Source organism: Escherichia sp. WS1368 (assembly GCF_046487485.1).
Lineage (GTDB): Bacteria > Pseudomonadota > Gammaproteobacteria > Enterobacterales > Enterobacteriaceae > Escherichia > Escherichia coli.
The window spans coordinates 170,047-183,663 of record NZ_JBJQJI010000004.1; the positions used below are offsets into that span (position 1 = coordinate 170,047).

Here is a 13,617-nt window from a genome sequence, read left to right on the forward strand (position 1 = left end):
TGCGTGCTTCAATAAAATAAGGCTTACAGAGAACATGGTAGATAAACGCGAATCCTATACAAAAGAAGACCTTCTTGCCTCTGGTCGCGGTGAACTGTTTGGCGCTAAAGGCCCGCAATTGCCAGCACCGAACATGCTGATGATGGACCGTGTGGTCAAAATGACCGAAACGGGTGGTAACTTCGACAAAGGGTATGTTGAAGCAGAACTGGATATCAATCCGGATCTGTGGTTCTTCGGATGCCACTTTATTGGCGATCCGGTTATGCCGGGATGCCTGGGCCTGGACGCAATGTGGCAGCTGGTAGGGTTCTACCTCGGCTGGCTGGGCGGCGAAGGTAAAGGCCGCGCGCTGGGCGTTGGCGAAGTGAAATTCACTGGTCAGGTACTGCCGACAGCGAAAAAAGTGACCTACCGTATTCACTTTAAACGCATTGTTAACCGTCGTCTGATTATGGGCCTGGCGGATGGCGAAGTGCTGGTTGATGGTCGTTTGATCTATACCGCCAGCGACCTGAAAGTCGGTCTGTTCCAGGATACGTCTGCCTTCTGATTATAATCAGACAGAGTATCAAAAGGCGAAACCTCCGCAATGCGGAGGTTTCTTTTTAAAGAGACAGAATCAGGCCATTACTACCCTGTCCGCCATGGCTTCTCGCCAGCCTCCCAGCCATTGTGACCTTTGATTCAGCGTCTGATAGGGACACATTTCTTTTGAGCGTCCGGCGATGCCGGCCTGATAACCACGTTGATGTGCCCGTTCCAGGCGATCTCGTTTTTGTCTCTTCATGCCTCGTTTCCCTCATACTGGTTTCTGGTGGAAAAGAAAACAGTGATTACTAAATGTGCAATCACAGTTAAGCAATACCGCGAATCATAACTGCCGTCAATGCGCAAAATTCACGCCACTGTCATATTTGTGAGCTACACGGGCATGTCAGTTGTACAAAAAATGTGAAGAGGAACAACTTTTTCCGCACCTTAGAAACAAAAAAACCGCCTCAGGCAACATACCGGAGGCGGTTATATTTACAAATCTTTATAATTAAGGTAGACGCTTTATCTCTTGCGCAATAGAAGCGGCTTCCTGACTCCAGACACTGGCCAGCACTTTAACCATTTCATCGTAACCATCCTGAGTTTGCACCCCTTCCAGACGGAACGGACGTTTGATCAGTTGTCCCTGGTGGTTCAACAGCCACTCCCCACTGACAATGACCTTGCCATCATAGCGACCGTTAAACTCCGTTACGGTAACATTGAGCGTGTCCTGGGCGCTTCCCAGAGGCTGGGAGGCAACCACCCAGCCGGGCAGTTGCGTGCTCAGGTTGGCAACCAGGGTGTTGCGCAACTGTTGATCCAATGGGCTGGCCCACAAGTTGTTGTTGGCAATCACATACTTCACATCACTGGTTTGATAAACCACACCATTTCCCGCCAGATAGTCAGGAACAGTGACCTGCTCTACCCATAACAGGCGATTACCCTGGCTGGCGGTACTTTGTGTACCGCTCTGCACCACAGGTAACTGGTAATAGTTTTTATTAATTTCGCCGGAGCTGCATCCGGCCAGCCACAGTGCTGCAATCGTCACTAGCCACTTTTTCATTGTTTCGCCCTCTTCGGCTCTGGATCTTTTTTGTCCTTCGCTTCAAATACCAGCGCGTTACTCTTCTCGTTGAGCGTTTTCAGCACCGGTTGCAGTTCTCGCAACACCTGATCAAGTCGCTGCATATCCGCCACCATCTTGTTGTAGGCTGCGGAGCCAGGCTGGAAGCCCTGCATACTGCGATTCAATTCACGCAACGTTGACTGCATATCCGTCGGTAACTGCTGCATCGACTGGCTGGCGAGGATCTTGTTCATGCTATCCAGCGTCGTTTGCAGGTTTTTCATTGTGCGCTGACTTTCAGAAAGCGTACTGGTTGCCTGTTCAATCATCGGATTCAATGGCAGTTTGTTGATCTTATCCAACGCTTCCATCAGTCGTTGCTGGATTTGCGCCAGACCGCCGCTAACGGTCGGGATAATCTGATAACCATTAAATTCACGAATACCGGTTATTGCAGGCGTATTTGGATAGAAATCGAGATCAACATACAGTGCACCAGTGACCAGGTTTCCGGTTTTCAGCGATCCGCGTAAACCACGTTTCAACAATTCGCCAAGGTGCTCAACAACATCCGCATTTTCGCCAAGCTGCATTTTCAGCCGCTCTGGCTCGATACGAATCAGTACCGGAATACGGTAATCATCGTTAAATGTCTGACGCATATTCGGCGCAAAGAATGGCACTTTGCTTACGGTACCCAGGCGAATACCCCGGAATTCTACCGGAGCTCCCGGTTGCAGACCGCGTACCGAATCTTTAAAGAACATCAGATAATCAATGTGATCGGTGTACAACGAATCCTGAATGCTCTTCTGATCATCATACAAAACAAAAGCTGTTTTCGGTGCCACTGGCTGCCCTAAATCCAGACCTTCCGGCACATCAAAGCTGACACCGCCACTAAGCAGCGTTGTCAATGAGCCCATCTCCACACGCATCCCCGCTGACGTCAGATCAACCGCAATGCCACTATCTTTCCAGAAGCGAACATTGCTGGTCACCAGTCGGTCATAAGGTGCATTGATGAACAGTTGATAGCTGATATTGCGTTTTTGCGTATCGAAGGTGCTGGTTTCAACCGAACCTACCCGATAGCCACGGAACAGCACGGGATCTCCTGGCGAGAGCTGCCCGGCTTTTTTGCTATCGAGAATCACACGGATACCTTTCGCATCAGGCGGGGCCAACGGTGGTGAGTCCAGCAAATCGTATTTATCCATTTTGCTGCCTTTCGCGCCTGGCTGCAGTTCGATATAAACACCAGACAGCAGCGTTCCCAGGCCGCTAATCCCTTCTCGACCAATCTGCGGTTTAACCACCCAAAAGACGGTATCTTTATGCAGCAATTTTTCCATACCGGAATTCAGCCGCGCTTTGATTTCAACGTGCGTCAAATCATCAGCCAGTGTGGCGCTTTCAACCACGCCGACGTCAACGCTACGGCTTTTAATGGTGGTTTTACCACCTTCTATTCCTTCCGCATTCGCGGTGATCAGGGTCACTTCCGGCCCCTGATGGCTGTAATGATAAAAAAGAACCCAGGCCCCAATGAGCGCCGTGACGATAGGAAATATCCACACGGGAGACCAGTTCTTCACTTTCTGGATTTTGGCTTCCCCATTATTAGATTCCATACTGTCAGGACTCCTCATGCTCTGATTCAGGTTGACGATCCCACGACAAACGTGGGTCAAACGTCATAGCAGAAAACATTGTCATTATGACGACTAAAGCAAACATTAATGCACCCATTGCCGGATAAATACTCATTAAACCTCCCATACGCACCAGCGCCGAGAGCACCGCGATAACGAAAACGTCAATCATCGACCAGCGGCCTACAAACTCAACAACTTCATAAATCAAATGCATTCTTTCACTGTCGCGCTTGCCATGCCCTTTGGCATCCCAACACAACCACGCTATGGCGATCATCTTTAACGTTGGCACCATAATACTGGCCAGAAAGATAACCGCAGCGACGGGATAAGATCCTTCGCTCCATAACAGGATGACCCCAGCGAGAATCGTCGACGGCATCTTCGAGCCTAATAAATCCGTCACCATGATGGGCAAAATATTAGCCGGAAGATACAGCATGATGGACGTAACAAGCAGCGCGAGTGTCCATTGCAGGCTGTTTCTACGCCGAACGTACCCTTTGGTACTACAGCGCGGGCATACGGGTTCGTCAGCAGGAAGGATTGCCGTACAACAGGAGCATGAACGCAGCCCCTGACGTATCCCCGTGACGCCTGGTTTTAGCGGCTGGCGCAGTTCTGGCATCGGGGCGATGTCATCCCATAACCAGCGACGATCAACGCACTGAAAAGCGCGCAGTTGCAGGACACAAAATAAACACCATGGGAGAAAGCTGCTGCCTACACCAATGCTGCCGTAAGCCATCAGTTTAACGAAACTGACCAGCACACCCGCGAGGAAAATCTCCGCCATTCCCCAGGTTTTGAGTTGAAAAAGCACCCGTGCCAGTTGCTCTTTTAAACGGACCGGTAATTCCGCGCGATTCACCAGTAACAGAATGGTTATCAGACAAAACGCGGGAACCAGTTGCACAAACAACAGGAAAAAGGTGCCGAGGCTGGCGTAGTCCTCAGAAAAAAGCACGCCGGGAATTTCCAGTAATGTAATTTCACTGGTAACTCCTGCAACGTTCATATTCACAAAAGGAAACAAGTTGGACAGCAACAGCATGAACAGTGCAGCCAACGCATAGGCGGTGGGACGCTGCCGAGGGGCATCCCACGCCACGGTTAACGTTGTGCCACACCGGGGACATGCCGCTTTCTGACCATGCTCAAGGCGCGGTAACGCCACCAGCATGTCACACTGCGAGCACAGGATGTGCTTCGCGGCATGATGATGTTCGCACATTGGTACTCCTTAATGATGCGCTATTTTACAGATGACTAACAAAGTGTTGGTTTTCATGCCTGATAAACCCAGTTCATCAGGCAATTTTACCGTTGTCAGCTGTCTCTGTTTAAATCGACTATTTTGCGATCAGCCACCATTTTTTAACGCTTCAAGATACTCCCAGCGTTCAAAGGCTTGCTCCAGCTCCTGCTCTGCAGCAGCCATATCGGCGAGCACTTTTTGCGTCTGCTCATGCGGCTGACTGAAGAAGGAAGCATCCGCCACCTGCGTCTGTAGGGCTTCCAGCTTCGCCTCCAGATCTTCGAGCAATTGCGGTAGCTGCTCCAGTTCGCGCTGCAATTTATAGCTTAGTTTGCTACTGCTGCGTTTTACAGTTTCTGCTTTTGGCGCGGCGGCTTCTTCGATTTTTTTCACCGCAGGCTGTTTGAGCGCCACATACTGTTCTTGCTGACCACGGGCATCATGATAACCGCCGACATAACGACCAATTTTACCGCCGCCTTCGAAGATCCAGCATTCTGTAACGGTGTTATCGACAAACTGACGATCGTGGCTCACCAGCAATACCGTGCCCTGGTAGCTGTCGATCAGTTCTTCCAGCAGTTCCAGCGTTTCAACATCAAGATCGTTGGTCGGTTCGTCAAGAATCAATAAGTTGCTTGGTTTGAGGAACAAACGCGCCAACAACAAGCGGTTACGCTCACCGCCAGAAAGCGCACGTACCGGCGTCATCGCCCGTTTCGGATGGAACAGGAAGTCCTGCAAATAGCCCAAAACATGGCGTGGCTTGCCGTTAACCATCACCTCTTGCTTACCTTCAGCAAGGTTATCCATCACCGTTTTATCGGGATCCAGTTCCGCACGGTGCTGATCGAAATAAGCCACTTCCAGTTTGGTGCCAACGTGAATACGCCCGCTGTCCGCCTGAAGCTGACCGAGCATCAGTTTCAGCAGCGTGGTTTTGCCGCATCCATTCGGACCAATCAGGGCAATTTTGTCGCCACGTAGAACCTGGGCAGAAAAATCTTTCACCAGTTGCTTACCGTCGACCTGGTAGCAAACGTCTTCCATTTCGAAAACGATCTTACCGGAGCGGCTGGCCTCTTCCACCTGCATCTTTGCGGTACCCATCACTTCGCGACGTTCGCCACGCTCGCGACGCATTGCTTTCAGGGCGCGTACGCGGCCTTCATTACGGGTACGGCGTGCTTTGATCCCCTGGCGGATCCACACCTCTTCCTGCGCCAGTTTGCGATCGAACTCGGCATTTTGTAGTTCTTCCACGCGCAGGGCTTCTTCTTTTTCCAGCAGGTACTGGTCGTAATTTCCTGGATAGGTCACCAGCTTGCCGCGATCGAGATCAACAATACGCGTCGCCATATTGCGGATAAACGAACGGTCGTGGGAGATGAAAATAATCGTCCCATTGAAGGTTTTGAGAAACCCTTCCAGCCAGTCGATGGTTTCGATATCCAGGTGGTTAGTCGGTTCGTCGAGCAGCAATACGCGCGGATTGCTCACCAGCGCGCGTCCTAATGCCGCTTTACGCAACCAGCCGCCGGAAAGCGACGACAGCGCAACGTTAGGATCTAACCCCAGTTGCGCCAGCACTTCGTTAATGCGGTTTTCCAGCTGCCACAGGTTGTGGTGATCCAGCTGTTCCTGAACCTTCGCCAGTTCGTTGAGATTTTTCTCGCTCGGGTCGTTCATCACCAGGCGCGAAATATCGTGATAGCGTTTCAGGTATTCCGCTTGTTCTTCAATGCCTTCGGCAACGAAATCATAAACACTCCCCTCAACGTTACGCGGCGGATCCTGTTGCAGACGAGCTACAATCAAATCTTGCTCGTAAATAATGCGACCGTCATCCAGCCCTTGTTCACGGTTGAGGATTTTCATTAACGTCGATTTGCCTGCGCCGTTGCGGCCCACCAGACAAACACGTTCGTTATCTTCGATATGCAGTTCTGCGTTATCGAGAAGCGGCGCGTCGCTGAACGACAGCCATGCGCCATGCATACTGATTAATGACATTACTATTCCTTTCAGGCTGCGGTAATCAGCCAGCAGTTGTGGATCTGGCGGTTACGGGCGAAATCCTGGGAGAGCGTTTTTTGCGTAATTTCTTGTGCTTTCAGTCCCAGTTTTGCCAGTCCGTCAAGATCCATACGGAAACCGCGTTTGTTGTTCGAGAACATGATCGTCCCACCTGCACGCAGCAGACGTTTCAAATCTTTCATCAGCGCCAGATGATCGCGCTGAACATCAAACGCATCTTCCATTCGTTTCGAGTTAGAGAAGGTTGGTGGATCGATAAAGATCAGATCGAACTGTTCATTAGCCTCACGCAGCCACGCCAGGCAATCGGCCTGAATCAGGCGATGCGCACGCCCGGTTAGGCCATTCAGACGCAGGTTGCGTTCTGCCCACTCCAGATAAGTACGCGACATATCCACGGTGGTAGTGCTGCGTGCACCGCCTAATCCCGCGTGCACGGTGGCGCTGCCGGTATAAGAGAACAGGTTGAGGAAATCTTTGCCTTTGCTCATCTGACCGAGCATACGACGGGCGATACGGTGATCGAGGAACAGACCGGTATCGAGGTAATCCGTCAGGTTCACCCACAAGTGAGCGTTATATTCGGTAACTTCGAGAAACTCGCCCTTCTCGCCCAGTTTCTGGTACTGATTTTTGCCCTTCTGGCGTTCACGGGTTTTCAGCACCAGTTTGTTTGGCGCAATCCCCAGTACCGAAATGGTTGCAGCGATAATATCGAACAGACGCTGACGCGCTTTGTGCGCATCAATAGTTTTTGGCGGCGCATACTCCTGCACCACCACCCAGTCGGCATAACGATCAACGGCAACGTTGTATTCCGGTAGATCGGCGTCGTACAGGCGGTAGCATTCAATGCCTTCCTGACGCGCCCACTTCTCGAATTTTTTGAGGTTCTTACGCAGACGGTTGGCGTAGTCTTCTGCCACCATTGCCGGTTTGCTGTCTGGTGTGCTTTCGGCAACGTGGTAATTTTTCTGCACGCAGTCTAATGGACCGTTTTTCGCTTTGTACTGTTTGTCTGCACGCAACTGCAGGCAACTTAACAGATCCGGCGAGGCACTGAATAAAGAGAGATTCCAGCCGCCGAACTGGTTTTTCATGATTCGGCCCAGCAGGCTATGCAGCGCAATCAGCGCCGGTTCGCTGTCCAGACGTTCGCCGTAAGGCGGGTTGCTCAACACTGTACCGTACGGCCCTTTCGGCAGCGGATTGGTCAGTTGCGCGACATCTTTCACCTCAAAGGTGATCAGTTCACCAATCCCCGCAAGACGGGCGTTAGTGCGCGCACGTTGAATCACCCGTGCGTCGCTGTCCGAACCGTAAAAATGAGAGCTATACTCAGCCAGGCCTTTACGGGCGCGGGTTTGCGCTTCTGCTTTCACTTCCTGCCAGATGGCTTCATCATGCTGTGCCCAGCCGCTAAAGCCCCAACGTCCACGGTGCAAGCCTGGTGCGCGATCGGTCGCCAGCATCGCCGCTTCAATCAACAACGTACCGGAACCACACATCGGATCGAGCAGCGGTGTTCCTGGCTGCCAGCCGGATCGCATAACAATCGCGGCTGCCAGGGTTTCTTTGATCGGCGCAATACCAGCACGATCGCGATAGCCACGCAGATGTAAACCATCACCACTGAGATCAAGGGCGATACTGGCGGTTTCTTTATGCAGCCAGACGTTAACGCGAATATCCGGCGCATCGCGATCAACATTTGGACGCGGCAGATTTTTCCGCGTGAAAGCATCGACAATCGCGTCTTTCACTTTCATCGCACCGTACTGACTGTTGCGGATGGTGTCATTCAAACCACTGAAGTGGACAGCGAAGGTCGCGCCAGGATTAAACATCTCTGTCCAGTTGATCGCCTGAACACCGAGATAGAGGTCTAAATCGCTGTAAACCTTACACTCGCCCAGCGGCAACATAATACGCGAGGCCAGGCGGCTCCACATCAGGCTCTGGTAAACAAGCCGTGTGTCGCCCTTGAAATGGACCCCACCCTGAACCACCTGGCATTCAACGGCCCCCAGGTTTTCCAGTTCAGTTTTTAACAGCTCTTCCAGCCCACGGGCCGTACTGGCAAACAGAGAATTCATATCGTCACTTTTACTCTAAGAGCCTACCGCAGTAGGCGTAATTGTTGCAGTCAGTCTGGACATGGACAGCGCGGAGAAACCGGAGCGTACACAAGTACGTGAGGATTTCGAGCACTTCCCTGGGCCAAACTGACAAATAAAATAGCCTAATGGGACAGGCGCTAAGAAAATTGTTGCGCATTATAGCTAATAAGCGCGTCATGTCATAAAGTTGAGGGCTTATTTTCATTTGAGGACCGCATCGTGGCGACATTAACCCGGCTTTTTGTTCATCCTGTTAAATCGATGCGCGGCATTGGTCTTACACATGCCCTGGCAGATATCAGTGGCCTGGCCTTCGATCGCATCTTTATGATCACGGAACCTGACGGTACGTTTATTACCGCTCGCCAGTTTCCCCAGATGGTACGGTTTACTCCTTCACCTGTGCATGATGGCTTGCATCTCACCGCACCAGATGGCAGTAGCGCATATGTTCGTTTTGCTGATTTCGCCACACAAGACGCACCAACCGAAGTTTGGGGCACACATTTTACCGCGCGAATTGCACCAGACGCGATCAACAAATGGCTAAGTGGATTTTTCTCCCGCGAAGTGCAGTTGCGCTGGGTGGGGCCACAAATGACCCGGCGCGTGAAACGCCACAACACTGTACCTCTGTCATTTGCTGATGGCTATCCTTACCTTCTTGCTAACGAAGCCTCGTTACGTGATCTCCAACAACGTTGTCCGGCCAGTGTAAAAATGGAGCAATTCCGCCCTAATCTGGTGGTTTCCGGCGCGTCAGCCTGGGAAGAAGATCGCTGGAAAGTGATTCGCATTGGTGATGTGGTATTTGATGTGGTTAAACCTTGTAGCCGCTGTATTTTCACCACCGTCAGCCCAGAAAAAGGGCAAAAACATCCGGCAGGCGAACCATTAAAAACATTGCAATCTTTCCGCACTGCCCAGGATAACGGCGATGTCGATTTTGGTCAGAATTTAATTGCCCGTAATAGCGGCGTGATTCGCGTTGGCGATGAGGTGGAAATTCTGGCAACGGCTCCGGCAAAAATTTACGGCGCAGCTGCCGCTGATGATACCGCCAACATCACGCAACAACCGGACGCAAATGTAGATATTGACTGGCAGGGACAGGCATTTCGTGGAAATAACCAACAAGTGTTGCTGGAGCAATTAGAAAATCAGGGAATTCGTATCCCTTATTCTTGCCGCGCGGGCATTTGTGGAAGTTGCCGTGTTCAGCTTTTAGAAGGCGAAGTCACGCCGCTGAAAAAATCAGCAATGGGCGATGATGGCACCATTCTTTGCTGTAGCTGTGTACCGAAGACTGCGCTTAAGCTGACGCGTTAGACTGCCTGTTCGAGGCTGAAGCTGTCAACATTAACCTGCGGTTTCAGCCTGTCGTTCATGATTTTGATGGCGTCGCCCAGCTGCATCGCGCGACCCGCAATAACAACGCAGGGTTGTGCCAGCAGGCATAGTGCGGCATTTTCGCCAGATTCAACGACCAGCAAATTGACTTGCTCGTGAGTGTCGCTCAACCAAACGCAGGCCGCATCGCCCGGCATGGGCACCCACATTTCACCATGGGAAACAAAATGCCAGCTTTTCGGCATTTGCGGTTTGAGATAACGAATTGCTACCAGCGCATTAAGCACCAGTTCGGCTTTTTGTTCTTTAGATAAATTAAAATCGCGGCATTTTTCTTCAAATGAGAAATAGAGCGCGGCGTCGTCAACGCAAAAGCCTGCGGGAGAAAAGGCATCTGGAGTCAACATTTTGCGCGCAAAACGTGAGCGAAATAGCATACCATTGGCTAAATCGAGCATCATTCGATCGTGCTCTTCATCGTAATACCAACGCCAGTTATCATCTGGTTTAATTCGCATTTGCCTCTCCCCTACCCTATAAAACCGCAGCAACACAATCCATTGTCGCTTCGCTTAATAACCTCAACAATAAAAGTACAAAATGTCTAAATAAGCAACAGCGATGAATATAAAACAACCAGGACTTAAAATAAAGCCCTGATTATCTTATAAAGAGGAATTCGAAGAAATAATTAGATATGGGTAACGATTTCTTTAATCAGCGGCGGACCTTTAAAAATAAAACCAGAATAAATTTGCACCAGTGAGGCCCCCGCAGCAATCTTTTCACGCGCAGCGATAACCGAGTCGATGCCGCCAACACCGATGATCGGTAAGCGACCATTTAATTCCTGTGATAAACGGCGAATAATTTCGGTGCTTTTTAACTGAAGCGGACGACCACTTAAGCCACCGGTTTGATCACAATTTTTCATTCCCTGAACCAGAGAACGATCGAGTGTGGTATTGGTTGCAATAACGCCATCAATATTATGGCGAACTAAACTATCGGCAACCTGGATCAATTCTTCTTCAGAAAGATCCGGCGCGATCTTCACTGCGATCGGCACATATTTATGGTGCATCGCTTGCAAATCATTTTGCTTATTTTTAATCGCGGTTAAGAGATCATCCAGCGCTTCGCCATATTGCAGAGTACGTAATCCCGGTGTATTCGGCGATGAAATATTGATGGCGATATATCCCGCATAAGCATAGATTTTTTCCATACAAATCAGATAGTCATCTTTACCCTGCTCCACCGGCGTATCTTTATTTTTGCCGATGTTAATACCCAGGACGCCATCATAATGGGCTTTTTTTACGTTCTCTACGAGGTTATCAACGCCAAGATTATTAAAGCCCATACGGTTGATCAAACCTTCGGCATCTACCAGACGAAAGAGACGCGGCTTGTCATTACCTGGCTGTGGACGTGGCGTGACGGTACCGATCTCGATCGATCCAAATCCCATCGCGCCTAACGCGTCAATGCACTCCCCGTCTTTATCAAGACCGGCTGCCAGACCAAGCGGATTTTTAAACGTCAGGCCCATGCAGTTAACAGGTTTCGCAGGCACTTTCTGCCGCACCAGTGCTTCAAACGGCGTTCCTGTAATACGGCGTAATTGCTGAAAAGTAAACTCATGAGCGCGCTCTGGATCGAGCTGGAAAAGGGCTTTACGAACGAAGGGGTAGTACATGAACTCTCCTGGATTCCCGGTGTGCAAACCGGGGGCGTATTATGTGCGAGTTCGGACCAAAAGGGAATTGACCTGTGGCAAAAAAAGCGCAAACGTTTTCCGAGCCTGTTTCAGAGCAGATTTTGCTCCTTCTTTGCACTCAACCCGCCGTAATCATTTATCGTCCGCCAGGAGACATGACACGGTGCTATTGCCTGACACCAGCTTGTCTGACGCTGGCTTTTAGGTGGCACAACTCCCGCATTACTTAACGCTTTACCATTTACGCTCACCTGAATCAGGTTAATGTAGTAAGGCGTTGGGTTAGTGAGTTGTACACCCTGCGAATTCCGTGTCCAGCGTAATTGTTGATAAGCTTCCAGCAGGTCGCCCGGCAAACCTTCGGGTCGCCAGAACAGTTTAAATACCGAGCGCATCGCCACTTTTACGCTCTGATTTTCAACTTTGCCGGATGGTACGCTGGCAATGCTTAACTCAAATAGCGTTTCGCGATCCACAGGCAAGATGTCGCTTTCCGTTCTCAGCAAGCGCAACGTGCCTGTAGTACCGGGCTTCAGGAGAATAAGTGGCGGAGCGGCCAGTAATGGTGCTGGCACTGTCGACGCTTCCCCCCCGGCCCAACGCGTTGGGCGATTGATTTTACTGTTAATAAGCCAGGAATCCTGACTGGTATTAGTCAGTGAAATAGATATCGATTCTCTGTCTGCCGGGAAGATAAATCGCGTTCCGCCAACCACCACTCCTGCCTGCAATTCCCCCGCCACCAGCAGCGATAAAACGGCAAAAATCGAGAGCGTCAATCTGTTCCACGTATTAGTCATAATGAAGTACAAATGTCGCGCTGGCATTCACTTTACCCGACTGCACATCGCTATTAACAGGTCGCAATTGCGCATAAAAAGTTAATGGCACCTTACCGCTATGTAGGCTGTAGTCTTTACTCGCCTGGTTAAGCGGAATCAATATTTTCACATCATCCAGAATAGCAATTGCCAGCCCACTGGCTGCATCCGTACCACTTTCAATGGACAGCATTTCGCTCTGCATTCCGTCGGGTGTTCCTGAAAAGGTAACGTCAACCGTGCTGACATCTGTTCCGCAATCCTGCAAATTAATGATGAAAGATTTCTCCGGGCCATAGTTCCCATGAGAAAAACGTGTCAGCGAGACATCGCCTAACTGCACATTGATTTGCTTGCTATCCTGTGCCAGCACGCATGTATTACGGCGAAACGATCCGCTGATGTTGACCGTGCCATCATGGGCAAATAGCTCACAACTCCCCGTTAAACCCAGTAAGCACAGAATCCAGATTATCCGTTTCAACATCACTCCTTCACTGGTAAACCAGATCAAAATAGAGAACCGCCGTCGCATTACCGCCCGTAGCCCCCGCCTTTGTGGACTTATAACGAAGTTGATATTTGAGTGTGTTATCCCCCGCTTTTAAGGGCGTAAGAGGCTGGACCTGATTGAGCGGGATTTCTTGCTGACTTTGCGCATCAAGAATTTGCACGGCAATCCCCGTTGCCATACCACCGCTTCCGCCTGTGTCAGTTAGTTTGAGTAGTGTCGGCGCAAGGGTGTCAGCCTCGCCGCTAAAAAGGACGTCCGCGCCAGTAATACCAGCGGCACAACCGGTGATATCGATATTCAAATCAGCAGCTGTGCTTACGGTATTCGCAGCCTGAAAATCACTGATATTAAAATCGCCAATATGAATATTTTGTAATGCGCTTTTGGTGGCAACATCACAGCCCTGATCGACCACATTACCATAAATATGCATACTGACTTGTTCAGGCCCAGCCATCCCGACATGGGTGTTAAGAAAGCTAAAGAACAAGATAACGTACTGAAATATTGTTTTTTTCTTCATA

The 13,617-nt window shown here is 50.3% G+C and carries 13 protein-coding genes; 2 read left to right on the top strand and 11 right to left on the bottom strand.

Going from position 1 to position 13,617, the window contains the following annotated elements; all coding sequences use genetic code 11:
• Window positions 1-34: 34 nt before the first annotated feature.
• Window positions 35-553: a bifunctional 3-hydroxydecanoyl-ACP dehydratase/trans-2-decenoyl-ACP isomerase gene (gene fabA / locus ACJHYD_RS11955; protein WP_000227927.1), complete on the top strand. Its 519-nt coding sequence runs from the start codon at window positions 35-37 to the stop codon at window positions 551-553.
• A 69-nt stretch (window positions 554-622) separates the two neighbouring features.
• Here the strand turns inward: fabA and rmf are convergent, their stop codons facing one another.
• The 6 genes from rmf to rlmKL all read right to left on the bottom strand — a co-directional run bounded on the left by rmf (window position 623) and on the right by rlmKL (window position 8,661).
• A complete protein-coding gene (gene rmf / locus ACJHYD_RS11960; RefSeq protein ID WP_000828648.1) occupies window positions 623-790 on the bottom strand; it encodes a ribosome modulation factor in 168 nt (55 codons plus the stop codon).
• Window positions 791-1,045: 255 nt separating this feature from the next.
• Window positions 1,046-1,609 (bottom strand): membrane integrity-associated transporter subunit PqiC, encoded by a 564-nt coding sequence (pqiC, locus tag ACJHYD_RS11965; protein ID WP_000759123.1) that lies wholly within the window; start codon window positions 1,607-1,609, stop codon window positions 1,046-1,048.
• Window positions 1,606-3,246, bottom strand: coding sequence for an intermembrane transport protein PqiB (gene pqiB / locus ACJHYD_RS11970; RefSeq protein ID WP_000445541.1), 1,641 nt, complete (start codon window positions 3,244-3,246; stop codon window positions 1,606-1,608). Before pqiB ends, pqiC begins: the two co-directional genes overlap by 4 nt.
• A gap of 4 nt (window positions 3,247-3,250) precedes the next feature.
• Window positions 3,251-4,504, bottom strand: coding sequence for a membrane integrity-associated transporter subunit PqiA (gene pqiA / locus ACJHYD_RS11975; protein ID WP_000333176.1), 1,254 nt, complete (start codon window positions 4,502-4,504; stop codon window positions 3,251-3,253).
• Window positions 4,505-4,633: 129 nt separating this feature from the next.
• Complete coding sequence (locus ACJHYD_RS11980) at window positions 4,634-6,541, bottom strand: ABC transporter ATP-binding protein (RefSeq protein ID WP_000053080.1); 1,908 nt, start codon at window positions 6,539-6,541, stop codon at window positions 4,634-4,636.
• A gap of 11 nt (window positions 6,542-6,552) precedes the next feature.
• Window positions 6,553-8,661, bottom strand: coding sequence for a bifunctional 23S rRNA (guanine(2069)-N(7))-methyltransferase RlmK/23S rRNA (guanine(2445)-N(2))-methyltransferase RlmL (gene rlmKL, locus ACJHYD_RS11985; protein WP_001086527.1), 2,109 nt, complete (start codon window positions 8,659-8,661; stop codon window positions 6,553-6,555).
• A 243-nt stretch (window positions 8,662-8,904) separates the two neighbouring features.
• On the opposite strand from rlmKL, the gene ycbX reads away from it, so the two are divergent.
• Window positions 8,905-10,014, top strand: a complete 1,110-nt coding sequence (gene ycbX, locus ACJHYD_RS11990; RefSeq protein WP_001550919.1) for a 6-N-hydroxylaminopurine resistance protein YcbX — start codon at window positions 8,905-8,907, stop codon at window positions 10,012-10,014.
• On the opposite strand, the gene zapC is transcribed toward ycbX, so the two are convergent.
• From zapC to ACJHYD_RS12015, 5 genes are all read right to left on the bottom strand, one after another.
• A complete protein-coding gene (zapC, locus tag ACJHYD_RS11995) occupies window positions 10,011-10,553 on the bottom strand; it encodes a cell division protein ZapC (protein ID WP_001295353.1) in 543 nt (180 codons plus the stop codon). The two genes, ycbX and zapC, sit on opposite strands and share 4 nt — an antisense overlap.
• Window positions 10,554-10,726: 173 nt before the next feature.
• The gene (pyrD, locus tag ACJHYD_RS12000) at window positions 10,727-11,737 is read right to left on the bottom strand and encodes a quinone-dependent dihydroorotate dehydrogenase (protein ID WP_001305914.1); all 1,011 of its coding nucleotides are present in this window, start codon (window positions 11,735-11,737) and stop codon (window positions 10,727-10,729) included.
• A gap of 110 nt (window positions 11,738-11,847) precedes the next feature.
• On the bottom strand, window positions 11,848-12,585 hold the full coding sequence (locus tag ACJHYD_RS12005; RefSeq protein WP_160362612.1) for a fimbrial chaperone: 738 nt from the start codon (window positions 12,583-12,585) through the stop codon (window positions 11,848-11,850).
• Entirely contained in the window at window positions 12,551-13,066 is a 516-nt protein-coding gene (locus tag ACJHYD_RS12010; RefSeq protein WP_019842300.1) for a fimbrial protein, read from the bottom strand. The genes ACJHYD_RS12005 and ACJHYD_RS12010 overlap by 35 nt, the downstream gene beginning before the upstream one ends.
• A gap of 7 nt (window positions 13,067-13,073) precedes the next feature.
• Window positions 13,074-13,616 carry a fimbrial protein gene (locus tag ACJHYD_RS12015; RefSeq protein WP_000730623.1) on the bottom strand — a complete coding sequence of 181 codons (543 nt, stop codon included), beginning with the start codon at window positions 13,614-13,616 and terminating at the stop codon, window positions 13,074-13,076.
• Between the last annotated feature and the right edge of the window lies 1 nt (window position 13,617).

Coding starts and splice junctions, on each gene's coding strand:
- ACJHYD_RS12005 (WP_160362612.1), bottom strand. CDS start 12,585: ATGCCAGCGCGACATTTGTACTTCATTATGACTAATACGTGGAACAGA.
- pqiA (WP_000333176.1), bottom strand. CDS start 4,504: ATGTGCGAACATCATCATGCCGCGAAGCACATCCTGTGCTCGCAGTGT.
- rmf (WP_000828648.1), bottom strand. CDS start 790: ATGAAGAGACAAAAACGAGATCGCCTGGAACGGGCACATCAACGTGGT.
- ACJHYD_RS12010 (WP_019842300.1), bottom strand. CDS start 13,066: ATGTTGAAACGGATAATCTGGATTCTGTGCTTACTGGGTTTAACGGGG.
- ACJHYD_RS12015 (WP_000730623.1), bottom strand. CDS start 13,616: ATGAAGAAAAAAACAATATTTCAGTACGTTATCTTGTTCTTTAGCTTT.
- ACJHYD_RS11980 (WP_000053080.1), bottom strand. CDS start 6,541: ATGTCATTAATCAGTATGCATGGCGCATGGCTGTCGTTCAGCGACGCG.
- pyrD (WP_001305914.1), bottom strand. CDS start 11,737: ATGTACTACCCCTTCGTTCGTAAAGCCCTTTTCCAGCTCGATCCAGAG.
- pqiC (WP_000759123.1), bottom strand. CDS start 1,609: ATGAAAAAGTGGCTAGTGACGATTGCAGCACTGTGGCTGGCCGGATGC.
- zapC (WP_001295353.1), bottom strand. CDS start 10,553: ATGCGAATTAAACCAGATGATAACTGGCGTTGGTATTACGATGAAGAG.
- rlmKL (WP_001086527.1), bottom strand. CDS start 8,661: ATGAATTCTCTGTTTGCCAGTACGGCCCGTGGGCTGGAAGAGCTGTTA.
- fabA (WP_000227927.1), top strand. CDS start 35: ATGGTAGATAAACGCGAATCCTATACAAAAGAAGACCTTCTTGCCTCT.
- pqiB (WP_000445541.1), bottom strand. CDS start 3,246: ATGGAATCTAATAATGGGGAAGCCAAAATCCAGAAAGTGAAGAACTGG.